The organism is Streptomyces mobaraensis (genome assembly GCF_020099395.1).
GTDB lineage: Bacteria > Actinomycetota > Actinomycetes > Streptomycetales > Streptomycetaceae > Streptomyces.
The window spans coordinates 394,818-419,572 of sequence record NZ_CP083590.1 but is presented as its reverse complement, the minus strand read 5'-3'; the positions used below and the strand labels follow the sequence as shown (position 1 = coordinate 419,572).

Sequence of the window (24,755 nt, the reverse complement as noted above, 5' to 3'; positions counted from 1 at the left end):
GGCCGGCCCCGGCGGCCCCCCGCGCCCACTTTCCGTGACGGCACCCGACGTTCAGGAGCCCGCCGATGGGCGACGACCGGGCGTGCCGGGTCTGCGTCGAACTCGTCGGCGTGGTCGCGCACCCAGGCGGTCGCCTGTCTCACATCCCGGGGCGAGTCGGTGCGGGCGGTCCGCAGCGGCTGGCCGCGCCCGCCTGGCCGGCGCTCCACAACCGCCGTCCCAGGCACCGCCATTCACCGTCCGGAAAAGCCGCCGCCTCCGCCAGGCCGGCGAACATCGAGGACGCCCCCCGGCGGGCGGAAGAGGCGGGCGGCGTCCTCATCTGGTGACGCGCGCCCGCGTCCCGTCCTCGGCCACGAGCCCCGGGGTCCCGCCCCTACCTGTCCTCACCCGCCGGCGGCAGTTCGTCCACCGTCGGGTACGACGGCTGCGCCCCCGGCTTCGTCACCGCCGCCGCACCGACCCGTACGGCGAACCGGACCGCGTCCGCCAGCGGCGCGCCGGCGGCCAGCCGGGCGGCCAGGGCGCCGGTGAAGGCGTCGCCGGCGCCCGTCGTGTCCACCGGGCGGACGGGGACGCCCGGGACGGTCACCGGATCGGCGGCGCCGGCGTCCAGGGCCAGGGCGCCGGCGCCGCCCAGGGTGACGACGACGGAACGCGCGCCCCGATCGCGCAGGGCCCGGGCCCACCCGGCCGGGTCCTCCTCGTCCGGGGCCCCGGAAAGGTGCCGGGCCTCATGCTCGTTGACGACCAGGGGGTCGGCCGCCGCCAGCAGGTCACGGCCGAGCTCCGGCGGTACGGGGGAGGGGTTGAGGACGACCCGCGTCCCGTTCTCCACCGCGAGGGCGGCGGCGGCCCGGACGGTCTCGGCCGGGACCTCCCACTGGAGCGAGACCACCGACGCGGCGGCGACGAGCGGCCGGGCCGCCGCCACATCGTCCGGCGAGAGACGGGAGTTGGCGCCGGGGGAGACGATGATGGTGTTGTCGCCGTCCGCACCGACGACGATCATCGCCGTGCCCGTCCTGGTCTCCGGGAGGACGCGCACGTGCGCGGTGTCGGCGCCGGCCGCCCGCTGCGCGTCCAGCAGCAGCTCGCCGTACGCGTCGTCACCGACCGCGGCCAGCAGGGCCGTGCGGGCGCCGAGGCGGGCGGCCGCCGCGGCCTGGTTGGCGCCCTTGCCGCCGGCCGACTCCACCAGGTCCGTGCCGAGCACGGTCTCGCCGGGACCGGGACGGCGGTCCACCCGGACCGTCAGGTCGGCGTTGGCCGAACCGATCACCAGGACGTCGTACGCCCGGTCGTCACCGTTGCCGTGGCCGTTGGCGTCGCTGTCGTTCCTCATCACGTCTCCGGTTTCCGATCCTTTTCGTGTTCTCTCGCGCCGTCACGCCCCGGGGGCCGCCGCACGCGTCCATGATCGCCCGGTTCCCCCGGTGGGCCGGCCGCTGCCCGGCGCCTTCCCGCCCCGCTCGGCCTCAGCCGCCGAACTCCGCCGCGTTCTCCCGCGTCACCGGCACCACCGGCACCTTCACCGTGCCCGGCAGCCGCTCGCCCCGCGCCGCGCGCAGCGCCCGGTCCACCGCCTGCCGGCCCAGCAGTTCGGGCTGCTGGGCGATGGTCGCCGTCAGGACGCCGTCGCGCACCGCCGCGATCCCGTCGGGCGTGCCGTCGAAGCCGACGATCCGCACCTTCCCGCCCGCCGAGGAGCCCAGCGCCTTGGCCGCGCCGAGCGCCATCTCGTCGTTGGCGGCGAAGACGCCGGTCACGCCCCGGTGCGCCTGGAGGAGGTTGGCCATCACGTCCATGCCCTTCGCGCGGTCGAAGTCGGCGGGCTGCCGGGCGACGACCTCGATGCCCGGGAACGCCCGGATGCCCTCCTCGAACCCCTTCCCGCGCTCGCGGGCGGCGGAGGTGCCGGGCTGGCCCTCCAGGACGACGACCCGGCCCCGGCCGCCCAGGGCCGCGGCCAGCGACCGCGCCGCCTGTCGGCCGCCCTCGACGTTGTCGGAGGCGATCGTGGTGGCCAGGCGGCCGCCGTTCACCCCGCGGTCGATGGAGACGACCGGGACGTCCGCCCGGTTGGCGACGCCCACGGCGGGCACGGCCGCGTCGGAGTCCACCGGGTTGATGATGGCGGCCTTGACGTTCTGGCTGGTGAACGTCTCGATCTGGTTGATCTGCTGGGTCGGGTCGTTCTGCGCGTCCGTGATGTTGATCTTCAGTCCGCGGGCCTTCGCCTCCGCCTGGGCGCCCTTCTTGATGCCGACGAAGAACGGGTTGTTCAGGGTCGACAGGGCCAGGCCGAGGTCGGTGTTCCCGCCCCGGTCGCAGCCGGAGGTGCCCAGGCCCAGTGCCGTCAGCAGCAGTACGGCCGCCGCTCCCCGCCCCCGCCGCCTCACCGGGCGCTCCGCCGGCGCAGCGTGTCCAGCAGCACGGCCACCGCGATGACCAGGCCCGTGGCCACCTGCTGCCAGAAGGCCGAGACGCTCAGCAGGTTGAGGCCGTTGCGCAGGACCGCCAGGATCAGGGCGCCGATCAGCGTCCCGGACGCCTTGCCCGAACCGCCGGACAGGCTCGCGCCGCCGATCACGACGGCGGCGATGGCGTCGAGCTCGTACCCCGTCGCCGCCTGCGGCTGCGCGGACGTCAGCCGGGCGGCCAGCACGATCCCGGCGACCGCGGCGAACAGCCCGGACAGCGCGTAGACGACGAGCTTGCGCCGCTTGACGTCGATGCCCGACAGCCGCGCCGCCTCCTCGTTGCCGCCGATCGCGAACATCGCCCGGCCCGTGTACGTCCGCGCCAGCACCAGCGCCGCCAGCAGCCCCATCGCCGCCATCACCAGCACGGGGACCGGCAGCCATCCGGCGAGCGTGTCCCCGAGGTGGTTCACCGCCGACGGGAAGGCGATCGGCGAACCGCCCGATATGACCAGCGACAGCCCGCGGGCCACCGACAGCATCGCCAGCGTCGCGATGAACGCCGGCAGCCGCCCGTACGCCACCAGCGCGCCCGACACCAGGCCCGCCGCCACCCCGACGGCCAGGCCCAGCAGCAGCGCCACCGGCACGGGGAGCCCCTTCGACGTGGCCGCCCAGGCGGTCACCGTCGCGGACAGCGCCGCCACCGAGCCGACCGACAGGTCGATGCCCGCCGACACGATCACGAACGTCACCCCGAAGGCGAGGATCGCCGTCACCGACGCCTGCACGCCCACGTTCAGCAGGTTCCGCCCGTGCAGGAAGTCCCGGGACAGCACCGCCATCACCGCCACCAGGGCGAGCAGCCCGCCCAGCGGGCCGTTGCGCAGCACCGCCCTGGTGAACCACTCCGCCGGGGCCGCCCCCGGCGCCCGTACCGCCTCAGCCGACATCGGAGCCCTCCATCGCGCTCTCGTTCCCTGTTCCCACGCCGGTTTCCGGGCGGGTTGTCACGCCCGCTTCCAGGTCGGTGTCCAAGCCGTCCGCGTGCCGGACGGCCAGCTCCATCACCGCGTCCTGCGCGGCCGGCCCCTGGTCGCCGCCCGGCACCTCGCCGGCCACCCGGCCCCGCGCCATCACCAGCACCCGGTCGCTCATCCCGAGCACCTCGGGCAGATCGCTGGAGACCATCAGCACCCCGCAGCCCGCCGCCGTCAGCTCGTTGACGAGCCGGTAGATCTCCACCTTGGCGCCGACGTCGACGCCGCGCGTCGGCTCGTCCAGGATCAGCAGCCGCACGCCGGCCAGCAGCCACTTGCCGATGACGATCTTCTGCTGGTTGCCGCCGGACAGCGTCCGCGCCGGCTGCTCCAGCCCGCTCATCCGCACCTTGAGCCGGGCGGCCATGTCCGCCGCCTCCCGGCGCTGCGCCCGCCGGTCGACGAACCCCGCCCGGGTGTCCCGGTCCAGCCGGGCCAGCGTCAGGTTGTCGTGCAGCGGCGCGTCCAGCAGCAGGCCCTGCGCCTTGCGGTCCTCGGGGACGAGACCGACGCCCGCCCGCATCGCGGCCCGTACGTCGCCCGGGCGCAGCACCCGGCCGTCCACCTCCACGGACCCGGCCGTGTACCGGTCGACGCCGAACACCGCCCGCGCCACCTCGGTGCGGCCCGCGCCCACCAGCCCGGCCAGGCCCACGACCTCCCCGGCGCGCACCTCGAGGCCGACGTCCTCGAAGCCGGGCGCGCCGTCCGCGCCCCGCCGGGTGAGTCCGCGGACGCGCAGCAGGGGCGCGCCGGGCGGGGTGCGGCGGCGCGGGTACTGCTCGGTGATGTCCCGGCCGACCATCAGCCGGATCAGCTCGTCCTCCGGCGTCGACGCCGGCACCTCCGCGACGCTCCGGCCGTCCCGGAGGACGGTCACCCGGTCGCCGAGGGCCGCGATCTCCTCCAGGTGGTGGGTGATGAAGACGATGCCGACGCCGCTGTCGCGGAGTTCGCGGACGATGCCGAAGAGGGTCGCCACCTCCTCGGAGGTGAGGACCGCGGTCGGCTCGTCCATGATCAGCACCCGGGCGTCCAGGCTCAGCGCCTTGGCGATCTCCACCATCTGCAGCGCGGCGATGCCCAGGCCGGCGACGGGCGCGGTCGGCGGGACGCGCAGCCGCACCCGGTCGAGGAGGCGGGCGGCGCGCTCGTTCATCGTCCGCCGGTCCACCAGGCCGAGGCGGGTGCGCGGCTGCCGGCCCAGGAAGACGTTCTCGGCGACGGTCAGGCCGGGCACCAGGTTGAACTCCTGGTGGATGGTGGCGATCCCGAGCCGCTCGGCGTCCTGCGCCGAACGGATCGCCGCCTCGCGGCCGTCGACGAGGACCCGGCCGGCGTCGGGGCGGTGGGCGCCGGCGAGCATCTTGATCAGCGTGCTCTTGCCGGCCCCGTTCTCCCCGAGCAGGACGTGCACCTCGCCGGCGAGGAGCCGCAGATCCACGCCGTCCAGCGCCTTCACACCGGGGAACGCCTTGGTCACTCCCTCCACACGGAGCAACTCCGCGCGCTCGGGCGGGACTTCGCGGCCGGCCCGTACGTCGTCGTTGACGCCGGTCATACGCCTCTCCTCGTTCTGTGGACTGTTCCGTGGGGGGTGTCAGGGGCCCGCCCGGTCACGCCGGTTCGCCGCAGGAGCGGCGCACCACCAGCCGGGCCGGCAGCAGCACAGACTCGGCCGGGCGGCCCTCGACGCGCTCCAGCAGGGTGTGCACCGCAGCCCGCCCCAGCTCCCGCGTCGGCTGGGCGACGGCCGTCAGCGGCGGATCGGTGTGCGCGAACCAGGCCACGTCGTCGAACGACACCAGCGCCACGTCGTCCGGGATCCGCAGGCCGCGCGCCCGGATCTCGTCCAGCGCGCCCAGCGCCATCAGGTTGTCGGCGGCGAGCACGGCGTCCGGCGGTTCCGGCAGGTCGAGCAGGTCCCGCAGCGCGCGGCGGCCCCCGGCCGGCGTCATGTCCGGCGACCCGACGGCACGTTCCGGCGGCAGCGCGACACCGTGCGCGGCGAGCGCCTCCCGGAAGCACTCCAGCCGCTCGTCCCCGACAGGCGTACCGGCCGGCGCGACGATCACGGCCGGGCGGCGGCGCCCCAGCGCGGCGAGATGCGCGGCCAGTTCGGTGAGCGCGGCCCGCCCCTCGGCGCGGACGCAGGGCGCCGCCACGCCGGGCACCGACCGGTCCAGCAGGACCAGCGGGGTGTCGGAGGCGACGATCTCGCGCAGCACCTCCGAGCCGGTGCCGGCGGAGCTGACCATCAGCCCGTCGATACGGCGGTCGAGCAGGGTGCGGAGCTGGTCGTCCTGCTGCTCCGGGCTCTCCCCGGCGTTGCCGATGATCAGGCTGTAGCCGAGCCGGCGGGCCTCCTGCTCGACGGCGTCGGCGAGTTCGGTGAAGAAGGGGTTCCGCAGATCGCTGATGACCAGCCCCAACGTCCTCGTCCGCGCCGTCCGCAGCGCCCGCGCCACCACATTGGGCCGGTACCCGAGCTCGGCGACGGCGGCGAGGACCCGGTCCCGGGTCGCGGCCACGGGAGACCGGCCGTTGAGCACCCGCGACACGGTGGCGACGGAGACACCGGCCCGGTCGGCCACGTCCTTGATGGTCGCCATGGGCGGGGCCTCCGTCGTGTAATCGTTTTCGCGGGGTGGGTGAGCTCAGGTAATCGATTACACGGTGGTCGCGTCAAGGCGATGGGGGGGGTGGTCCGGCTCACATGCGATGGGGCGGGTGGGGTGCTGGGGGCCGCATAGGATCCATGTGCATGTAATGGGCAAATAAATGTGCGGGCGGGGTGTGCGGAGTGCCATCGGGCAGGAAGAACGCGGCCGGGGAAGGTGTCGAGGGCTGCCTCGGCTGCCTCCTGCTGGTCGTCATCGGCATCGCCGTGTTCGTCGGCTGCGACTTCGGCGGCTCCCACGACGACGCGGCTCCGCACGACACCGCGCGGCCTTCGTCCGCTGCCCCGGTCGCCCGCTGGCGCCCGGAGGCGGACGACGACGAGACGTCGACGTGGGTCGGGGAGCGCACCACCGTTCCGGTCACGTCGAACGACACGGCGGTGGACGCCGAGGGCACCCGCATGGACGACCTCGACGCCCGGGTGTCGCACCACTTCACCACCAAGGACACCATCGTCCGCGTCGTCACCGGGCCGCGGCACGGCAGCGCGGCCGTCAGCGGCGCGGACGTCGCGTACACGCCGGAGGCGGGGTTCAGCGGTGACGACGAGTTCGAGTACACCGTGGCCCTGAACGGCCGTACCAGCAAGGCGAAGGTCTCCGTCAAGGTCGAGTACCGGCCGGGGGAGGGGCCGGAGGACTCGTCTTCCGGTGCGGCGAGGCGCCGATCCGACGACTCGGGCCGGTCGTCCGACGACTTGGACCGGCCATCCGGGGACTCGGGCCGGTCTTCCGGGGGAGGCAGCGAGGACTCCGGGGAGAGCCCTGAGAACGCGGGCTCCGGTCAGGGCGCGGGGAAGGGCGGCGCGACGTACTACCGCAACTGCGCGGCGGCCCGCGCCGCGGGTGCCGCCCCCGTGCATCGAGGGGAGCCCGGATACGGCAGCCACCTCGACCGGGACGGCGACGGAATCGGGTGCGAGGGACGCCGTCGGTGACGGAGGGGCGGGGCCGCGGCTCGGGGCATCCGCTACCCGTATCGGGCCCGCTGTCCGGAGCGGGCCGCGCGGCGCCGGATTGCGTGCGACGGCCTGGACGAGCCGATCGTGGACCCTGACAGAGCCCACGCCCCGAGCGCACCCGCGCGGAGGGCCCCCGGGCGGTGACGGGGCGCGGCGACGAGCTCGGTAGTCTGCCGCGGTGACCAACAGTGAGCTGACGGTCGACCTGCGCGGTCGGCTGATGGAGACCCTCGACGACTTCTGGGACGCGGTGGCCAAGCCGTGCGGGCTGCCCGAGTGGTTCGGGCGGAATCTCGACGCGTGGGCGGACACGATCGGGACGCGGGGCATTTCCGAGGTGATCGACCGTCACGACCTCCTGGTCGTGCACGTCGGCCGGCAGGGCCTCTTCGACGGGAGCCGGCCGGAGGGCGACGTCCTGGCCGGCGTCTTCGACGGAGAGCGGAACCGGCTCGTCGTCCACGCGGCGGCCTGAGGGGAGCCCCCGGCCCTGCCGCGCGGGCGTTGACGGCCCATGGGAGCGATCCGGCCACGGAGGGCGTGATCCAGGCCACGGGAATCTTATGTTCCGGGATCATGTCCTCTGCCCGACTTGCCAGCTTCCCGCGTTGACGATCTCCGTTACGCTCCGCGTCGTCGACCACCTTGGGTAACCGACGGGGTCGGCTTTCCTGTCCCTCAGAGGCCACGGATCCCCCACGAAGGGGCCCGGACCGGAAGTTGGAGAAACACATGCGCCGACGCATAGCCGCGCTCGCCGTGAGCGCCCTCATGGCCGGTGGCACGGTCGCCATGACCCTGCCCGCCCAGACGGCCACCGCGGCCACCATCACCTGCCACCCCGCGCAGATGCGGCAGCAGATCGCCCAGCTGAAGCAGAAGGCGGCCGAGCAGAAGCGCCGCGGACAGCGCGAGGCCGCCCGCCACACCCTGGCCCAGGCGGACGCCCTGTCGAAGAAGCTCCACTGGTGCATGAAGGCGGACGAGGACGCGTCCAAGCCCTTCCCGCGCTAGGGATACCGAACCCGCGCCGGCGACAGGCCGCCGGCGCGGTGACGTGGACTCAGGGCCCGACGCCGGGGCGCGTGTGTACATACGCGCCCCGGGCCGGGCCCGTTCGCGTACCCGGCCGGTCCGGGCGCGCGGGCGAACGCGCCGTCCGCCCCCCGACGCGCGCCTCCGGACGCTCCGTGCGCCGGGCGCGGCGGCGCCCCCGTGCTGCGGAAACCCGGAAGGGCCGGTGCTGTCCGGGTCTGGCAGGGCGACCGGCGGGGTAGCGCATCAGTCGTCCGGACGCCCCGGAGCCGAGGCGGTGGGTGCCCGGCCACGTCCGGGGCGGAACCGCACCCCGCACCGGTGAGGCGGGACTCCCGCCGGGGAAGAGGGAGGAACATGATCTCCGCATCCGCAGTGGCCGCTGCCGCCGCCCTCCTGGTGGCGGTCCCCGCCGTCGGTCCCGGCCCCGGCCCCGGCTCCGATCCGGGCTCCGGTCCCGGCTCGGGCTCCGGGCGCGACGCCGTCACCGTCGCCGAGACCTTCCGTACGCGCTCGGGCGGCGCCGCCGTCACCTACGTGCCCGACGCCGTGCCCGGGGGCGCGCGGGTCCGGGTGGCGGAGCGTCCGGCGCACGGCGGGGGCACCCGGTTCGTCCTGCGCCTCCAGGGGCTGCCCGCCGGGCGGACGTTCGGGGCCCATGTGCACCGCCAGGCGTGCGGACCGAAGCCCGACGACGCGGGGCCGCACTATCAGAACGTCAAGGATCCGGTGCAGCCCTCGGTCGACCCCGCCTACGCGAACCCCCGCAACGAGGTCTGGCTCGATCTCACCACCGACGCCCACGGTGCCGCTCGCGCCGAGACGGCCGTCGCCTGGCGCGTCCGCCCGGGCGAGGCCCGTTCGGTGGTCCTCCACGAACACGCCACCGACACCCGCGCCGGCCGCGCCGGCACGGCGGGGGCGCGGCTGGCCTGCGTCACGGTGCCCTTCGGAACGAAGCGCTGAGCCCTGCCGACGGCCGTCCCACGACGGCGGTCCCACGACGCCCGGCACGGTCCGGAGCCGGCCCGGCCCGACGGCGGAGGCGCCGGACGGGCCCCGGACCGCGTGTCACGCCGCGTGCCGGCGACGCCGGCCGACGCGCTCCCCGCGGGCGCCGGACGAGCCGGACGCCTCGGAGGGCAGGTTCCGCACGATGCTGAGGTGACGTTTCGCCGGTGCCGGATCGGACGAACCGGCGTCGGACGCACCCGCGAGGGGCGTACCGGCGCCGGGCGTACCCGCGCCGGGCGTTCGCGCCTCACCCAGCACCCGGTCCTCGTACCCCGAGAGAGCGAAGATGAGGCCGAGGAGCAGGGGAGGGATGAGCAGGGCGGTGAAAACCACAGGGGGACTCCTTCCCGGAAGGCCGTCCCTGCCCGTGTTGCCGTCCTCGGCGGGCGGAAACCCCACACCCCCCGTCCCGCGCACACGCCGGTTCACTCGAACGGGGTAGCTGGGGTCCATGCAATGACCGGGATCGCCCGAACGGTTGATCCACTTCTGGTCATCCGCGCGGCGGCAGGCCGAACCGGCGCGGAACTCGCCGGGCTGCTCGCGTTCCTCAGGCCGACAGCGAGCCCGCCACCTCGCCCAGCGCCTCCAGCACCGGGCGGATCAGGGGATGCCGTTCCGCGCCGCGGCGGACGGCGGCGAAGACGCGGCGGGTCGGCGTGACGCCCTCGACGGGCCGCACCACGACATCTTTGAGGTTCATGCCCGACAGCGCCGAGCGCGGCACGAGAGCCACCCCCGCGCCCGCCCCGGCGAGCGCCGCGACCGCCCGGAAGTCGTCCGAGGAGTGCGCCAACCGGGGCTGGAATCCAGCCAGTTCACAGGCCAGGACCGTCATGTCGTGGCACGGGTTGCCGGGGTAGGGGGCGATCCAGTCGCTGTCGGCGAGCTCGTCCAGGCGCACGTGCGGCTCGCCGGCCAGCGGGTGGGAGGTGTGCAGTACGGCGTCGAACGGCTCGGCGTAGAGCGGGACGCGGACCAGCCGCAGATCGTCCTCGCGCGGCGCGCCCCGGTACTCGACGGCCAGGGCGACGTCCGCGACCCCGTCCATGACCAGCGGCAGGCTCTCGTCGCCCTCCGCGTCGCGCACCCGGAGCCGGATGCCGGGGTGGCGCCCGGCGAGGAGGGCGATCACCGGCGCCAGCACCTCCGCGATGCCGGTGGCGAAGGCCGCGACGGTGAGCTCGCCCGCGGTGCCGTCCGCGTAGGCGGCGAGCTCGGCCTCGGCCCGCTCCAGCTGGGCCACCACCCGGTGGGCGTGGCCGAGCAGGATCTCCCCGGCCGGAGTGAGCCGTACACCCCGGCCGCTGCGGGTCAGCAGCACATGGCCGGTCTCCTGCTCCAGGGCGGCGAGCTGCTGGGAGACGGCGGACGGGGTGAGGTACAGCGCGGCGGCCGCGGCGGTCACCGTACGGTGCTCCGCCACGGCCCGCAGGACGCGCAGTCGCCGGGGGTCGATCACCCGGCCAATTTTGCCAGGGTCCGGCCGGACCCCGGTCCCGCCACCGGGTCAGCCCTTGAGCGCCGCGCGCGCGTCGACGAACGCCGCGATCGCCCGCTCGACGTCGGCCGTCGAGTGCGCGGCCGACAGCTGGACGCGGATCCGGGCGGCGCCCATCGGGACCACCGGGTACGAGAAGCCGATCACGTACACGCCGCGCTCCAGCAGCAGCTCGGCCATCCGGCCCGCCTGGGCCGCGTCGCCGATCATGACCGGGGCGATCGGGTGGTCGCCGGGCAGGATCTCGAAGCCCTCCTCGGTCATCCGGCGGCGGAACAGCGCCGTGTTGGCGTTCAGCCGCTCCCGCAGGTCGCCGGCGGACTCCAGCAGGTCGAGGACCTTGAGGGAGGCGGCGGCGATGACCGGGGCGAGGGAGTTCGAGAAGAGGTACGGGCGCGAGCGCTGCCGCAGCAGGGCGACGATCTCGGCGCGGGCCGCGACGTAGCCGCCGGACGCGCCGCCGAGGGCCTTGCCGAGGGTGCCGGTGATGATGTCCACCCGGTCCATGACGCCGTGCAGCTCGGGCGTGCCGCGGCCGCCGGGGCCGACGAAGCCGACGGCGTGCGAGTCGTCCACCATGACCATGGCGTCGTACCGGTCGGCCAGGTCGCAGATCTCGCGGAGCGGGGCGACGTAGCCGTCCATGGAGAACACGCCGTCGGTGACGATCAGACGGCGGCGGGCGTCCTGCGTGTCCTGGAGCTGCTTCTCCAGGTCGGCCAGGTCGCGGTTGGCGTAGCGGTGGCGGCGGGCCTTGGAGAGGCGGATGCCGTCGATGATGCTGGCGTGGTTGAGGGCGTCGGAGATGACGGCGTCCTCGGGGCCGAGCAGCGTCTCGAAGACACCGCCGTTGGCGTCGAAGCAGGAGGAGTAGAGGATCGTGTCCTCCTGGCCGAGGAACGCCGACAGCCGCGCCTCCAGCTCCTTGTGGACGTCCTGCGTGCCGCAGATGAACCGCACCGACGCCATGCCGTAGCCCCAGCGGTCGAGGGCGTCCTTGGCGGCGGCGACGACCTCGGGGTGGTCGGCGAGGCCGAGGTAGTTGTTGGCGCAGAAGTTGAGGACGTCACCCGGGGCGCCGCCGGCGGTGACGCTGACGGAGGCGCTCTGCGGCGTGCCGATCACGCGCTCCGGCTTGAAGAGGCCAGCTTCGCGGATCTCTTCGAGCGTGGCGCGGAGGTCGTCGCGGACGGAGTCGAACATCGGGGACAGGCTCCTTGAAGGGTTGGGGCGAGGCGGGACGGAGGGCGCCGGAGGCGGTCAGGCGGTCCAGTCGAGGATGATCTTGCCACTGCGCGCGGTGGCGGCCTCGTCGAAGGCCGCGTCGAAGTCCCGGTACCCGTACCGGCCGGTGATCACCGGACTGAGGTCCAGGCCGGCCTCCAGCAGCACGGTCATCGCGTACCACGTCTCGAACATCTCACGGCCGTAGATGCCCTTGATGGTGATCATCGAGGTGACGAGCTTCGCCCAGTCGACGGGGAACTCCTGCGCGGGCAGACCCAGCATGGCGATCCGGCCGCCGTGCGTCATGTTGGCGATCATGTCCTGGAGCGCCTCGGGGCGGCCGGACATCTCCAGGCCGACGTCGAAGCCCTCGCGCAGGCCCAGCGTGCGCTGCGCCTCGGCGATCGAGGACTCCGCCACGTTGCACGCCAGGGTGGCGCCGGCCTTGCGGGCCAGGTCCAGGCGCGGCTCGCTGACGTCGGTGATCACCACGTTGCGGGCGCCGGCGTGCTTCGCCACGGCCGCGGCCATGATGCCGATCGGGCCCGCGCCCGTGATCAGGACGTCCTCGCCGACCAGCGGGAAGGACAGCGCGGTGTGCACGGCGTTGCCGAACGGGTCGAAGATCGCGGCGACGTCCAGGTCGACCTCGGTGCGGTGCACCCAGACGTTGGAGGCCGGCAGCGCGACGTACTCGGCGAAGGCGCCGTCCCGGCCGACGCCGAGGCCGACCGTGCTCCGGCACAGGTGGCGGCGGCCGGCCAGGCAGTTGCGGCACTTGCCGCAGACCAGGTGGCCCTCGCCGCTCACCCGGTCGCCGACCGCGATGTCCCGGACGTCCGCGCCGACCTCGGCCACCTCGCCGACGAACTCGTGCCCGAGCACCAGCGGCGTCTTGACGGCCCCCTGGGCCCACCCGTCCCAGGAGCGGATGTGCAGGTCCGTCCCGCAGATGCCGGTGCGCAGCACCCGGATCAGCACGTCACCGGCGCCGATCTCCGGCTCGGGGACGTCCATGAGCCACAGACCCGGCTCGGCCTTGTGCTTGACGAGTGCCTTCATGGACGGTGGCTCCTAGGGAGGGTCGGCACCGGGCCGGCGGCGGCCGTGGTGGTTCTGTGCGCACCGATGGGTTCGCGCGCACCAATGTGCCGAGTGATGCCCCCGGCGTCCATCGAGGTTTTCTTAAGCGGGTCAACAGCAGAACTTCACACCGCTCCGGGGAGGGGCCGAGTCACCCTGCCCGTGGACGCCCGTGCTCCTCCCGCCGGGCGTGCGGGCCCGGCGCGAGGAGCGCGACCCGCGCTCAGTCAGGGCCGCAGCGCGCCGTCGAACTTGTCCCATCCGGTCCAGCCGCCGCCGGCGTAGGTCTGAGGAGACGCCCGCCGTCGGAGAGCGGACGCCCGTACGGAAGCGGGCCGCCCCTGTCCGTCCCGCTTCCGGAAGGCTCCGCTCACCTGACGGTCGCCCGGACGTCACCCGCGAGCGCTTCGCTGTGCCGCGACGCACCCCACGCCCCACACCGCTCGTCCACCCCTCACCACTCCTCCACCCCACCCGTTCAGGAGACCCCGTGCAGCTCCCCGGCCCCACCCGTGCCGCGACCACCCTCGCCGCCGCCCTGCTGACCGCCGCCGCACTGGCGCACCCGGCGGGCGCCGCCGGTGCGGCCGCGCCCGACCCTGCCGTGTCGGGGCTGAAGGTGCTCACCTACAACACCTTCCTCATGAGCACGAACCTGTACCCGAATTGGGGACAGCGGCACCGGGCCGAGGCGATCCCCGCCGCGGGCTTCTTCCAGGGGCAGGACGTCGTCGTCCTCCAGGAGGCGTTCGACAACGACGCCTCCGACGCGCTCAAGGCCCGCGCCGCCGACCGGTACCCGTACCAGACGCCCGTCGTCGGCCGCTCCAAGGACGGCTGGGACGCCACCGGCGGCGCCTACTCGGCCCTCACCCCGGAGGACGGCGGGGTGACCGTGCTCAGCAAGTGGCCCATCGTCCGCAAGGAACAGGTCGTCTTCAAGGACGCCTGCGGCTCCGACAAGTGGTCCAACAAGGGCTTCGCGTACGTCGTCCTGAACGTCGGCGGCGCCCGCGTGCACATCGTCGGCACCCACACGCAGTCCACGGACGGCGGCTGCGCGGCGGGGGAGGCCGTCGCGGACCGCGCCCGGCAGTTCCGGCAGATCGACGCGTTCCTCGACGCCAAGAGCATCCCGGCGAACGAGCAGGTCATCGTCGCCGGAGACCTCAACGTCGACTCCCGGAGCGCCGAGTTCGCCTCCCTGCTCGCCGACGCGGACCTCGACCCGGCGGAAGCGCGCACCGGCCACCCGTACTCCTTCGACACCCGCGAGAACTCCGTCGCCGCCTACCGGTACCCGAACGACGCCCGGGAGGACCTGGACCACGTCCTGCACCGCAAGGGCCACGTCCGGCCCGCCGGGTGGACGAACACGGTGGTCCAGGAGCGGTCCGCGCCCTGGACCGTGTCGAGCTGGGGCAAGGAGTACACCTACACCGACCTCTCCGACCACTACCCGGTCGTCGCCGGCGGGCGCTGAGCCCGGAAGGCGCGGCCGCCGAACCCCGGAAGGCGGGCGGACAGGCGCTGTTGACGGCGGAGCGGCGGCTCTGTGAGGGTTGCGGATCACATGCGGGCGGCGAGCGGCCCCGGTGATCCGGCCCGGCGCAGGAGGTGCCATGAGCAGTGCCGAGAGCAGTCCCGTGCACACTGCCGTGAGCAGGCAGGACGGCCCCCGGCGGCCCTACGACGTCGTCCTCTTCGGCGCCACCGGCTTCGTCGGCGAACTGACCGCCGCGTACCTCCTGTCCCACGCGCCACAGGGCTGCCGGCTGGCCCTCGCCGGGCGGAACCGGGCCAGGCTGGAACGGCTGCGGGAGCGGCTGGCCGACGGGTCCGGTCCCGCGCCCGCCCTGCTCACCGCCGCCGCCGACGACCCGGCCGCGCTGCGCGGCCTCGCCGAATCCGCCCACGTCGTCGCCACCACCGTGGGCCCGTACATCCACCACGGCGAGCCGCTGGTCGCCGCGTGCGCGGCGGCCGGCACCGACTACCTGGACCTCACCGGCGAGGCGGAGTTCGTCGACTCCGTGTACGTCCGGCACGACGCGCGGGCCCGCGAGACGGGCGCGCGGATCGTGCACAGTTGCGGCTTCGACTCGGTCCCGTACGACCTCGGCGTGTACTACACCGTCCGGCACCTGCCCGAGGACGTGCCGCTGCGCGTCGACGGCTTCGTCCGGGCCCGCGGCGCCTTCTCCGGCGGCACGCTGGCCTCCGCCCTGACCGTCGCGGGACGCGGCCGGCAGACGCTGGCCGCCGCCCGGGAGCGGCGGCGGTACGAGCCGCGGCCCGCGGCCGGCCGCCGGGTCAGAGTGCCGCTGGGCGGGCCGCGGTTCAGCCCGGAGACGGGCGCCTGGGCGCTGCCGCTGCCGACCATCGACCCCCAGGTCGTACGGCGCTCGGCCGCCGCGCTGGAGCGGTACGGGCCCGACTTCCGCTACCGGCACTACGCGGCGGTGCGGACGCTGCCGGTCGCGCTGGCCGCCCCGGTGGGAGTCGCCGGCCTGGTCGCCGCCGCCCAAGTCCCCGCGTTCCGGGGCTGGATGGCGGGCCGCTACCCCGGCGGGCGCGGTCCGGACGCCGAACGGCGGGCCCGGAGCTGGTTCCGGGTCCGGTTCGTCGGCGAGGGCGGCGGGCGGCGGGTGCTGACCGAGGTCGCGGGCGGCGACCCGGGGTACGGGGAGACCGCCGTGATGTTCGGCGAGGCGGCACTGTGCCTCGCGCACGACCGACTCCCCACGACCTCCGGGCAGGTGACGACCGCCGTGGCGATGGGCGACGCCCTGACGGAGCGGCTCATCGCCGCGGGGATCCGCTTCCGCGTCGCGGCGGCCGACTGAACCGCCACGGCCGACGGCGGCACCCGCGTACATGACCCTGCCCGCGCGCCGTCGCCCTCCCTGCGCCGGCGGCGGACCCGGCCCCGCACCCGGATCCGTCCCCCGACGACGCCCTGCCGCCGGAGGACGGCCGCGCCGCCGCCGCGTCCCGGCCCGACCACGCCGCACCCGCGAACTCCCACGCGACCGAAGGAGAAGACAGCATGCGAGTGCGCTCGACCATGGTGGTGGCCGCCCTGCTGGCCGCGCTGACGGCCGGAGGGACCGGGGCGGCCACGGCAGCGCCCGGCGGCACGGCCTTACCGTCCTGCGGGCAGCGGGCCCGCGTGGAGGTCTTCCGCGAGGGTGGCGTCCCGCTGCTCGACTGGCGGGAGAACCTGGAGTTCGACGGCCGGGGCACCCTCTGGGTCTCGAACCTGACCAGGCACCGGGTCGAGGGGTACGCCCCCGACGGCACCTCGCGCGGCGGCTTCCGGCTGGCCGGGCCGGGCGGGATCCGGCGCGGCCCGGACGGCATGATGTACGTCAACTACGGGGTGAACCCGCTGACTCCGCGCGGCGGCGTCGTCCGCTTCGACCCGGCGGCCGCCGAGCCGAGACCGCAGCGGGTCGTGGACGGGATTTCCGGCATCAACGGCCTCGCCGTCGACTCCGCCGGCAACCTCTACCTCAGCCGCGAACTGTCCACCGGAATCCTCAAGATACGCCCGGACGGCACCCGCGACGAGGCGTGGACCAAGGCCGCGTCCCTCTTCGGCAGCAACGGCCTGGACATCGTCGGCGACCAGCTCTACGTCAGCGTCCTCACCGACCCGACGTCCAGGATCGTACGCGTCCCGCTCGACGACCCCGGCCGGTACACCACGGTCGCCCGGCTCACCCCCAATCCCCTGCACGACAAGTTCCTGGACGACCTGACGCACTTCCGCGGCGACCTGGTGGTGGCCGGCTTCCGCAGCGGTGAGCTGATCCGCGTCGACCCGGCCACCGGCCGGTCCTGCGTCCTGGCGACCGGCCTGCGCATGCCGACCAGCGTCCGGGCCGCCCAGGGCTTCGGCGGCCTCGACCCCGAGCACCACCTCTTCGCCGTCGAGGCGTCCGGCCGCATCGTCAAGGTGACCGTGGACTGACACGGACCAAGGCGAGTGGACCGGAGGGGCCGGCCGGACACCGGGCGGCCCCCGTCGCCGTCAGGCCCCCGCCACCAGCTCCTCCAGCCGGCCCACGACCTCCGCCGGGGCCGGCATCGACCGGATCTCCTCGCGGACCTCCGCCGCGGCCGCCCGCAGCCCGTCGTCCGCCAGCACCGACTCCAGCAGCTCCGGCCCGATCTCCTCCGGCCGTACGGTCCGGCCCACCCCGCGGTCGGCGACGAGCCGGGCGGTGGCCGGCCGGCCCAGGCCCTTGAAGACCGGCATGATCTGCGGCAGACCGTGCGCCATCGCGCCGAGCGCGGTGCCCGGTCCCGCGTGGTGGACGACCGCCGAACAGCGGGCCAGCAGCGCGCTGTACGGCACCCAGTCGAAGGCGTGCACATTGTCCGGGAGCTCGCCGAACGGCTCCAGGTCGACGCGCGGCAGGACGACCACGAACTCGGCGTCCGTCTTGGCCGCCGTCGCCAGGATCCGCTCCATCACCTGCGCCGCCTCCCCGGGCACCGGGCCGCTGCCCAGTGAGACGGCGATCCGCGGCGTCTCCGGCACTCGGTTGAGGAGGTCGAACAGCGGCTTCGGCAGCGGACCGCTGCCGTCGTAGGGCACGTACCGCAGCGGCCACGCGCCCGGCTCGGTGGGCACGACGCTCGGCGGGGTGATGTCGACGACCGCCCGGGTCTCGGGGAGGTCCACCCCGTGCTCCTCGAACAGGTCGGCGTGCAGCTCGCGCATCAGCTCGGCGGACGGGTTGAGGAAGCCGAAGCCGTGCTGCACGGAGGGCACCCCCAGCTTGGCCGCCGCCACCATGCCGGGCGTCAGCAGCGGGGAGTGCACCACGACGTCCGGCCGCCACTCCTCGGCCGTCCGGATCACCGCCGCGACCATCTCCGGCTGGAGCCGCAGCGCCGCCGCGACCGCGCCGCCGACCACCTCCAGATAGCCGGCGCCGTCCGTCTCCTGGAGCAGCTTGCCGGCCACCTCGGGGTGGCGCTGGGCCAGCAGGCCCACCATCTTCTCCAGGGACAGGCCGGGCGCGACGTCCACGGTGCGCGCGCCCGCCTCGCCCAGGGCCAGCCCGGGGCCGCAGGAGGCGACCAGGACCTGGTGACCGGCCGTCTGGAGCGCCCAGCTGAGGGCCACCAGGGGATAGGTGTGGCCGGTGCCCGGGGTGGTCGTGATCAGTACGCGCATTGCCGTGGGTTCTCCGTTCGCGAGGGGATGTCGGGGCGGATGGGACCTGGAGCGCCGCTCAGCGCAGGGCCGCGGCCGGGTGCTCGGGGCGCAGCCCGATCGCCATCGCCCGGGCCGGGCCGCCCTGGAGCGGGGGCAGCCGCCGCAGGACGCGCAGCACCCGGGGTGTGGTGGACTTGCCCTGGCCGTTGATCCACGGCTCCAGGAAGCCCGTCTGCAGGGCCCGTTGGATGCGCTGGGTGACCACCGTGGGCGGCATGCGGCGGCGCTGGACCCGTTCCAGGTGCGCGGTCTCCAGCGTCCCGTCGCGCAGCGGCCGCGCCAGGATGTTCGCGGCGGCGACGGCGTCCTGGACGGCGAGGTTGATGCCGACGCCCATGATGGGCGACATGGTGTGCGCCGCGTCCCCGATGCACAGCAGCCCCGGCCGCCACCACCGGTGCAGCCGGTCGATCTGTACGTCGAGCACCTTGACGTCGTCCCAGGTGCGGACCTCGTGCACCCGGTCGGCGAGGAACGGCTTGAGCGTGGCCAGCGACTCCCGGAACGCCTCCAGGCCCTCGGCGCGCAGCTGTTCGTAGCCGCCCTTGCGGACGGCGAGGGCGGCCTGCCAGTGGCCCTGCCGCTCGATGCGGACCAGCAGCTTGCCGTCGGCGGAGAGCCGGCCGACCATGCCGCCCGGGTCCTCGTCGCGCTTGGACAGCCGGAACCACAGGATGTCCATGCCCGAGCCGAACGCCCGGTGCCGCAGCCCGGACGCGGCGCGGACCGCCGAGCGGCGGCCGTCGGCGGCGACCGTGAGGTCCGCGTGGAGCTCGTGCTCCCGCCCCTCGGCGTCGCGGTAGCGGACGCCGGTCACCCGGTTCCCGGACCGGAGGATCCCGGTGACCTCGCTCTCGCGCAGCAGCCGGAAGTTGGGGAACCGGTCGGCCTCCTCCACGAGGAAGTCGAGGAAGTCCCACTGCGGCAGGAAGGTGATATAGGGGAACTCACCCGGCAGCCTGCGGAAGTCGGCCAGCGTGAAGGGCCCGTCGTCGGTGACGACCTGGAGCCGGTGGATCCGGTGGTGGGGGAGCTTGCGGAAGCGTTCCCCCAGGCCGAGTTCGCCCATCAGGCGGTGGGTGGAGGCGTGCACCGTGTCGCCCCGGAAGTCACGCAGGAAGTCGGCGTGCTTCTCCAGTACCACGGTCTCCACGCCGGCCCTGGCGAGCAGCATGCCGAGCATCATTCCGGCGGGTCCCGCACCGGCGATGGCACACGTCGTACGACTCATCCCCTGCCCTTCCTCGGTCGGTCGTGTCATACCGTCGCGCCCGGGTCCGCCGGGTGACGGCCGGCTCACCATGTGACGGGCAGCGCCTCCGGCGCCCGCGCGATCAGCCCCGGTTTCCACGGGACCTGCTCCGGCGGCACGGCCAGCCGGAGGGTGGGGAACCGGCTGGTGATCCCCTCCAGCGCCACCTTGAGCTCGGCCCGGGCGAGGCTCGCGCCGAGGCAGTAGTGCTGCCCGTGGCCGAATCCCAGGTGCGGGTTGTGCTCCCGGTCGAAGCGGATGGTGTCCGGGTCCTCGAAGACCCGCTCGTCGCGGTCGCCGGCGGCCCGCTGGAAGATCACGGTGTCGCCCTTGCGGATCGGCACCCCGCCGATCTCCACGTCCTCGGCGGCGCGGCGCGGGAAACTGCCCACCGAGCGCAGCGGGATGACGCGCAGCATCTCCTCGATCGCGGGGTCCAGCAGCGACCGGTCCGCGCGGAGCCGCTCGTAGAGCTCGTGCTGGGCGAGCAGGAGGAAGGAGACGTTGGAGATCATGCTGAGGGACGTCTCGTGGCCGGCCATGAGGATGCCGATGCCCGTCCGCACCGCCTCGACCTCGGACAGCCGGCCGTCGTCCAGCGCTTCTATGAGCACGGATATGAGGTCGTCGGAGCGGCTGTCCCGGCGCTGCTTGATCAGCCGGCGCAGGAACGCCTCCAGGCCGTCGCGGGCCTCGTCGATCTCCTCCTTGGTGTGCGCGGAGGTGGCCACGAAGACGTCGGAGAACCTTCGGAACTGCGCCCGGTCCTCGTACGGGACGCCGAAGAGCTCGACGATCATCCGGACGGGGAGCGGGATCGCCAGCCGCTGGACGAGGTCGCCGGGCGGGCCGGCCGCCTCCATGGCGTCCAGCTCGCTGGTGACGAGGTCGCGCATGCGGTCGGCGAGCTGCGACACGATGCGCGGCCGGAAGGCGTGGGCGACGACCTTGCGGATCCTGCCGTGGTCCGGCGGGTCCATGCTGAGCAGGTTGCCCGGGCGCAGCGGCAGCGGCGTCACCCGGGCGGTGTCGGGGGCCGTCGCCGCGAACGAGCTGAACCGGGTGTCGGCGAGGAACTGTTTGATCTCGTGATAGCCGGTGACGAGCCAGGCGTCACCGCCGTAGGGCAACCGCACCCTGGCGACCGGCTCGTTGCGGCACAGTTCCAGGTAGCGGGGGTGCAGGTCGAGACGGACCACCGGGCCGAAGGGGTAGGCCGGTGGCCCGGACGTGTCTGTGGCAGACATGGGTGCCACCTTCTGCGAGTCGTCCGGCGCACGGAGGATCCGTCGCACGGTGATGGAGAACCGGGGCGGCCCTTGCTCGGCCGCTGGCGGCCCGCGAGGTCCGACGTCGCCCTGTGGGGGTTCCGGCGACCGGTGTCGAGAGGACGGAAGAGAACTGAGCTGAGAGCCGAGAGCACTGAAGAGGACCGGACGGGACGGTGAACGGCACTCCTGAGGGCGGAACCGGTCGTGACGGCGGTGGCGTCTGGCGCCCGTCGGCCCGATCCGGCGTGGGAATCCTCCCACAACGGCCGCCGGGGGAAGGCGTGTTCGACGCCGCTCACGGGCCCGGCCCGCCGGCCTCTATGACGAACGGGGCCGGACGGACGCGAGGGGCCGACGGAGACCGGTGGGGAGCAGGGACGCGCCGGATGCGGCGGTGCCGGACATGCCGAACGCCCGCGCGACCGGATGGCATGGAAGCCGTACGGCCACGCGGGCGCGTGGTGTCCCGGGAAGGGCGCCGGGCGGCGCTCTCGGCGGGCGGAGAAGGGCGGCGCCCGGCCGGTGGGACGCGTGGGACGGAGGGGGCCGTTGTGGTGGTCCGGTCAGGCCCTCGGCCGGGACCGCCCGCCGGCCGGCTCGGCCTGCCCCGCCTCCCCGGCCTGCGCCTCCCGCTCCACCTGCTCGGCGAAGCGGGCCCACACGTCGGCGCACTCCCGCGCCAGTTGGGTGATCCCGTCCGCGCAGTGCGGCGGGATGGTGGCGGCGAGCTTCGCCCACACGGTGGCGTCCAGGTCGTGCACGGCGAAACCGCGCAGCAGGAAACGGCCGGACTGGGAGAGCCGCAGCGCCGGGTCCTTGCGGAGCCGGTCCAGCCGCTCCCGCGCGTCCCGCAGGGACGGCGCCTCGGCGATACGGGTCTCCGGACGCGGCTCGGACCGCGGCTCCCGGGCGCGCTCGGCGGCGGCGCCGGAGCCTTGCGGCACCGGGTCCATGCCGAGGAGCAGGCGCTTCTTCACGTCGTGCGCCGTGCCGAGCGAGATCCCGGCGAGCCGGGCGATCTCGCGCAGACTCGCCTCGGGGCGCTGCCGGATCACCTCGACCGCGCGCAGCCGGCCGCTGGCGACGCTCGCCACGTCCGCGCGGCGCCGCTTGCCGTCCAGCCCGATCCGGGTGTTCAAGTGGGCAACGTCGACGCTTGAACGCCGTACCCGGGAGACGGTCCGGGGCGACAGGGCGGTGACGGACGCGACGTACCGGTCCGAGAGCGCCGGGCTCTCCCGGAGGATCCGGGCCGCGGCGGCCAGCCGGTCGTCATGGCTGAGCGGTTTGCCGTGGGTGATGTTCAGACTCACCGCGGTGGCGAACACGTTCCGCTCCGGCATGTCCAGCAGGTAGGCGCTGATGGTGCGGTCGCCCCGGACACGGGCGGCGGCGAGCCGGTGCATCCCGTCGATCACCCGCCCGGTGGGCCGGTGGACGACGATCGGCGGAAGCTCGTCCTCGAGCGCGACGAGGGTGTCGATGTAGGCCCGGTCCAGGCCGTTGGTGCGCGGTGAGTCCGCGGACAGTAAGGAGTCGACCGGCACGTCGGCGCGCGTCGTCGCGCTCAGGACCGGTGTCAGAAAAGGCATGGAGCCGCCATCGTCACTCATCAGATCCCCCGCGTTCCCCCGCATGACTGATGGTGCTGCGCCTTTACGCTAACCATGCGCTTCCGATCCAGGCAAGAGGTTAACGGAGGGTATAACCGGACACCGTGCGGAAGATCGAACTTCCTTACGTAACAGTCGACTTGGAAGAGGAACCGGTATAAGGGGATCCGGTCTCCTGCCGCGGTTTTCCGCCGGTGAACGCGCGGGGACGAAGGTACGCTCGCGGCGCGCCGTGGGCCGGAAGCGGAAGCACCCCACCGGACCCGCACGGCGTCCCGCCGCTCCGGCGGCCGGCGCCCGTCGTCGCCCGCGGACCCCAACCCTCCACTGGTGGCCGCCCGTTCAGGGTCCCGCACACGCATGGACGGCACCGCCGGCGCCGCGTACCGTCAGGGCGTCGATCCCGAGCCAGGCGCGGAACGACGGGGCGGTGCGCGGCCCGTTCGGCGATCGGCGGCCTCATGGCCCCGGCCCGGCGTGCGCCCCGCCGCGCGGCCACCGGGCGGACGGCCCGTGCGGGGCCCCCGAGCCGCCCTCCTCCACCCTCCGGTCCCTCGAACACTCGGCACCCACCTGTTCAGCGAACGAACCCACCTGTTCAGCGAACGAAAGGTCAGCACCGTGCGGGAGTACTACGACGTCGTGATCATGGGTGGCGGGCCGGCCGGCTCCACCCTCGGTGCCCTGCTCGCCCAGCGCAGCGACCTGCGGACGGCCATCTTCGACAAGGAAGTGTTCCCCCGCGAGCACATCGGCGAGTCGTTCGCCCACCCCGTGGTCCCCGCGCTCCAGGAGAGCGGCGCCCTCGCCAAGGTCCTCGCCAGCCCGTGCTGGGTGAAGAAGTACGGCGGCGTCTACGCCTGGGACCCGGACCGGCCGAGCGTCGCCCTCTTCGACCGGGCCCTGTTCGAGCAGGACGGCGTGCTGCGCTGGACGATGCACGTCAACCGGGCCGAGTTCGACCACATCCTGCTGGACCACGCCGCCGACGTAGGCGTCGAGGTCTTCCAGGGCACCGCCGTCACCGCCTACGAACCCGACGCGAACGGCGGGGTGGTGCGACTCGCCGACGGGACGTCGGTCCGCGCCGGGTACTTCGTCGACGCCTCGGGACGCCAGAGCAGCGTCTCCGCCGCCCGCAACAAGCGCGGCTGGCTCTCGAACTTCAAGAACATCGCCATCTGGCAGCACTTCACCGGCGGCAAGCACACTCAGAACCTGCCCGCCGACTGGAACGTCTTCACCTCGGACAACTTCTCGCCCATCGGCTGTTTCGCCTTCCGGGACGGGTGGTGCTGGTACATCCCCGTGCCGAAGATCATCGACGGCCGGCGCGTCCTCACCCACTCCGTCGGCATCGTCACCAACCCGGCCGTCCTCAAGGAGCCGGGTCGCGACTACACCGACCAGGCGACGTTCCTCGCCGCCGTGCGCGAGGTCCCGTACCTCAGGGACCTGGTCACCGACGTGGTGCCGGTCGCGGACCACATGATCACCGCCACCAACTACTCGCGCGTCGCCGAGGAGTTCGGCGACTACGACGAGCGGCACCTGCTCGTCGGCGACGCGGCCTTCTTCGTCGACCCCCTCTTCTCCTCCGGCGTCGCGGTCGCCCTCACCCAGGCCCAGGCCGCCGCGCTGCTGCTGCTGAAGACCACCGACGGCAGCCTGGAGGAGGCCGACCGGCGGCAGCTCTGGCGGGACTACAACGACAAGTGGCACGGCACCGCCGAGACCTTCGCCCTGATGATCGACCAGTGGTACCACGCCATCGCCAAGAACAACCCGGACAGCGTCTACTGGAACACCCGCGGCACCGGCGCCGACCTCGGCATCCGCGAGCAGACCTTCGACGCCCTGCTCAACACGGCGTTCCAGCCCGCCCTGCTCGACGTCATGACGCACAACAGCCGCCGGGTCGAGGACCTGGACGCGGCGGGCCCCTACCTGTCCGCCACCGCCCTCGCCGAACCGGCCGGCCTCACCCCCGACGCCGTCCTCACCCTGGCCCCCACCACCGCCGTCCGCGACGGCGTCACCATGCTGGTGCCGGGCTTCAAGGCCACCAACCCGCCCGCCAACGTCCAGCTCCCGCCCGCCGTCCTGGCCGGCATGGCGGAGTACTGGAAGAACCCCCTGACCCACCCCACCGCCGTACCGGCGCCGCTGCGCGACACCGTCCCCTGCAAACGGATCCACTCCACCGAGGACCCGCACGGCCCGTCCATCGACGCGGACGTCCGCCGGGACGGCGTCGACGAGCTGTGGGAGCTGCTGAGCGCCGGCCCGGTGAAGTACGGCGAGATCGCCGGACGCCTCACCCCCGCGCAGATCCGGCTGGTGAAGCGGATGTGCGTGGGCGGCTTCCTGCACATCGCCCCCGCCGCCTGACACGACGGACCCCGGCGTCCGCGGCAGGG

General features: G+C 74.1%; 19 protein-coding genes and 1 pseudogene. 8 read left to right on the top strand and 12 right to left on the bottom strand.

All coding sequences use genetic code 11. The features are described 5' to 3' along the window. Positions 1–376: 376 nt before the first annotated feature. The 4 genes and pseudogenes from K7I03_RS01510 to K7I03_RS01495 all read right to left on the bottom strand — a co-directional run bounded on the left by K7I03_RS01510 (position 377) and on the right by K7I03_RS01495 (position 6,075). Positions 377–1,345, bottom strand: a complete 969-nt coding sequence (locus K7I03_RS01510) for a ribokinase (protein ID WP_185945059.1) — start codon at positions 1,343–1,345, stop codon at positions 377–379. 133 nt (positions 1,346–1,478) lie between these two features. Further along, positions 1,479–3,376, bottom strand: a pseudogene (locus K7I03_RS01505) (ABC transporter permease/substrate-binding protein). Next, positions 3,366–5,024 (bottom strand): sugar ABC transporter ATP-binding protein, encoded by a 1,659-nt coding sequence (locus K7I03_RS01500; RefSeq protein ID WP_185945056.1) that lies wholly within the window; start codon positions 5,022–5,024, stop codon positions 3,366–3,368. The pseudogene K7I03_RS01505 and the gene K7I03_RS01500 overlap by 11 nt, the downstream one beginning before the upstream one ends. 55 nt (positions 5,025–5,079) lie before the next feature. After that, positions 5,080–6,075: a LacI family DNA-binding transcriptional regulator gene (locus K7I03_RS01495; RefSeq protein WP_185945055.1), complete on the bottom strand. Its 996-nt coding sequence runs from the start codon at positions 6,073–6,075 to the stop codon at positions 5,080–5,082. A 191-nt stretch (positions 6,076–6,266) separates the two neighbouring features. On the opposite strand from K7I03_RS01495, the gene K7I03_RS01490 reads away from it, so the two are divergent. The 4 genes from K7I03_RS01490 (at position 6,267) to K7I03_RS01475 (ending at position 9,107) form a co-directional block, all read left to right on the top strand. Continuing rightward, positions 6,267–7,082 (top strand): excalibur calcium-binding domain-containing protein, encoded by an 816-nt coding sequence (locus tag K7I03_RS01490; protein WP_185945054.1) that lies wholly within the window; start codon positions 6,267–6,269, stop codon positions 7,080–7,082. A 202-nt stretch (positions 7,083–7,284) separates the two neighbouring features. Further along, positions 7,285–7,581: a barstar family protein gene (locus tag K7I03_RS01485; RefSeq protein ID WP_185945053.1), complete on the top strand. Its 297-nt coding sequence runs from the start codon at positions 7,285–7,287 to the stop codon at positions 7,579–7,581. A 257-nt stretch (positions 7,582–7,838) separates the two neighbouring features. Continuing rightward, a complete protein-coding gene (locus tag K7I03_RS01480; RefSeq protein WP_185945052.1) occupies positions 7,839–8,120 on the top strand; it encodes a hypothetical protein in 282 nt (93 codons plus the stop codon). 378 nt (positions 8,121–8,498) lie between these two features. Next, positions 8,499–9,107 carry a superoxide dismutase family protein gene (locus K7I03_RS01475; protein ID WP_221903450.1) on the top strand — a complete coding sequence of 203 codons (609 nt, stop codon included), beginning with the start codon at positions 8,499–8,501 and terminating at the stop codon, positions 9,105–9,107. Positions 9,108–9,212: 105 nt separating this feature from the next. Here K7I03_RS01475 and K7I03_RS01470 read toward each other — a convergent pair whose 3' ends face one another. The 4 genes from K7I03_RS01470 to tdh form a co-directional block, all read right to left on the bottom strand. Then, complete coding sequence (locus K7I03_RS01470) at positions 9,213–9,488, bottom strand: hypothetical protein (RefSeq protein ID WP_185945051.1); 276 nt, start codon at positions 9,486–9,488, stop codon at positions 9,213–9,215. A 217-nt stretch (positions 9,489–9,705) separates the two neighbouring features. Continuing rightward, positions 9,706–10,617: a LysR family transcriptional regulator gene (locus tag K7I03_RS01465; RefSeq protein ID WP_185945050.1), complete on the bottom strand. Its 912-nt coding sequence runs from the start codon at positions 10,615–10,617 to the stop codon at positions 9,706–9,708. Positions 10,618–10,665: 48 nt separating this feature from the next. Continuing rightward, a complete protein-coding gene (locus K7I03_RS01460; protein ID WP_185945049.1) occupies positions 10,666–11,859 on the bottom strand; it encodes a glycine C-acetyltransferase in 1,194 nt (397 codons plus the stop codon). 57 nt (positions 11,860–11,916) lie between these two features. Beyond that, entirely contained in the window at positions 11,917–12,945 is a 1,029-nt protein-coding gene (gene tdh / locus K7I03_RS01455) for an L-threonine 3-dehydrogenase (protein ID WP_004941156.1), read from the bottom strand. Positions 12,946–13,456: 511 nt separating this feature from the next. On the opposite strand from tdh, the gene sph reads away from it, so the two are divergent. The 3 genes from sph (at position 13,457) to K7I03_RS01440 (ending at position 16,942) form a co-directional block, all read left to right on the top strand. After that, positions 13,457–14,449, top strand: coding sequence for a sphingomyelin phosphodiesterase (gene sph / locus K7I03_RS01450; protein ID WP_185945048.1), 993 nt, complete (start codon positions 13,457–13,459; stop codon positions 14,447–14,449). Positions 14,450–14,588: 139 nt separating this feature from the next. Continuing rightward, positions 14,589–15,812: a saccharopine dehydrogenase family protein gene (locus K7I03_RS01445; RefSeq protein WP_221903449.1), complete on the top strand. Its 1,224-nt coding sequence runs from the start codon at positions 14,589–14,591 to the stop codon at positions 15,810–15,812. A 203-nt stretch (positions 15,813–16,015) separates the two neighbouring features. After that, positions 16,016–16,942, top strand: a complete 927-nt coding sequence (locus K7I03_RS01440) for an SMP-30/gluconolactonase/LRE family protein (RefSeq protein WP_185945047.1) — start codon at positions 16,016–16,018, stop codon at positions 16,940–16,942. Between the two features lie 60 nt (positions 16,943–17,002). Here the strand turns inward: K7I03_RS01440 and K7I03_RS01435 are convergent, their stop codons facing one another. The 4 genes from K7I03_RS01435 to K7I03_RS01420 form a co-directional block, all read right to left on the bottom strand. Then, a complete protein-coding gene (locus K7I03_RS01435) occupies positions 17,003–18,157 on the bottom strand; it encodes a nucleotide disphospho-sugar-binding domain-containing protein (protein ID WP_185945046.1) in 1,155 nt (384 codons plus the stop codon). Between the two features lie 58 nt (positions 18,158–18,215). Beyond that, positions 18,216–19,430, bottom strand: a complete 1,215-nt coding sequence (locus K7I03_RS01430) for an FAD-dependent oxidoreductase (protein WP_185945045.1) — start codon at positions 19,428–19,430, stop codon at positions 18,216–18,218. A 65-nt stretch (positions 19,431–19,495) separates the two neighbouring features. Beyond that, entirely contained in the window at positions 19,496–20,698 is a 1,203-nt protein-coding gene (locus tag K7I03_RS01425) for a cytochrome P450 (protein WP_185945044.1), read from the bottom strand. Positions 20,699–21,285: 587 nt separating this feature from the next. After that, a complete protein-coding gene (locus tag K7I03_RS01420) occupies positions 21,286–22,314 on the bottom strand; it encodes a ParB/RepB/Spo0J family partition protein (RefSeq protein WP_185945043.1) in 1,029 nt (342 codons plus the stop codon). 642 nt (positions 22,315–22,956) lie between these two features. Between K7I03_RS01420 and K7I03_RS01415 the strand changes: the two genes are divergently transcribed. Beyond that, entirely contained in the window at positions 22,957–24,726 is a 1,770-nt protein-coding gene (locus tag K7I03_RS01415) for an NAD(P)/FAD-dependent oxidoreductase (RefSeq protein ID WP_224346807.1), read from the top strand. Positions 24,727–24,755 lie beyond the last annotated feature (29 nt).

What these genes read in the sequence shown, in the direction of transcription:
- K7I03_RS01510 (WP_185945059.1), bottom strand. Translation starts at nt 1,345, where the DNA reads ATGAGGAACGACAGCGACGCCAACGGCCACGGCAACGGTGACGACCGG.
- K7I03_RS01500 (WP_185945056.1), bottom strand. Translation starts at nt 5,024, where the DNA reads ATGACCGGCGTCAACGACGACGTACGGGCCGGCCGCGAAGTCCCGCCC.
- K7I03_RS01495 (WP_185945055.1), bottom strand. Translation starts at nt 6,075, where the DNA reads ATGGCGACCATCAAGGACGTGGCCGACCGGGCCGGTGTCTCCGTCGCC.
- K7I03_RS01480 (WP_185945052.1), top strand. Translation starts at nt 7,839, where the DNA reads ATGCGCCGACGCATAGCCGCGCTCGCCGTGAGCGCCCTCATGGCCGGT.
- K7I03_RS01475 (WP_221903450.1), top strand. Translation starts at nt 8,499, where the DNA reads ATGATCTCCGCATCCGCAGTGGCCGCTGCCGCCGCCCTCCTGGTGGCG.
- K7I03_RS01460 (WP_185945049.1), bottom strand. Translation starts at nt 11,859, where the DNA reads ATGTTCGACTCCGTCCGCGACGACCTCCGCGCCACGCTCGAAGAGATC.
- tdh (WP_004941156.1), bottom strand. Translation starts at nt 12,945, where the DNA reads ATGAAGGCACTCGTCAAGCACAAGGCCGAGCCGGGTCTGTGGCTCATG.
- K7I03_RS01445 (WP_221903449.1), top strand. Translation starts at nt 14,589, where the DNA reads ATGAGCAGTGCCGAGAGCAGTCCCGTGCACACTGCCGTGAGCAGGCAG.
- K7I03_RS01440 (WP_185945047.1), top strand. Translation starts at nt 16,016, where the DNA reads ATGCGAGTGCGCTCGACCATGGTGGTGGCCGCCCTGCTGGCCGCGCTG.
- K7I03_RS01435 (WP_185945046.1), bottom strand. Translation starts at nt 18,157, where the DNA reads ATGCGCGTACTGATCACGACCACCCCGGGCACCGGCCACACCTATCCC.
- K7I03_RS01430 (WP_185945045.1), bottom strand. Translation starts at nt 19,430, where the DNA reads ATGAGTCGTACGACGTGTGCCATCGCCGGTGCGGGACCCGCCGGAATG.
- K7I03_RS01425 (WP_185945044.1), bottom strand. Translation starts at nt 20,698, where the DNA reads ATGTCTGCCACAGACACGTCCGGGCCACCGGCCTACCCCTTCGGCCCG.
- K7I03_RS01420 (WP_185945043.1), bottom strand. Translation starts at nt 22,314, where the DNA reads ATGCCTTTTCTGACACCGGTCCTGAGCGCGACGACGCGCGCCGACGTG.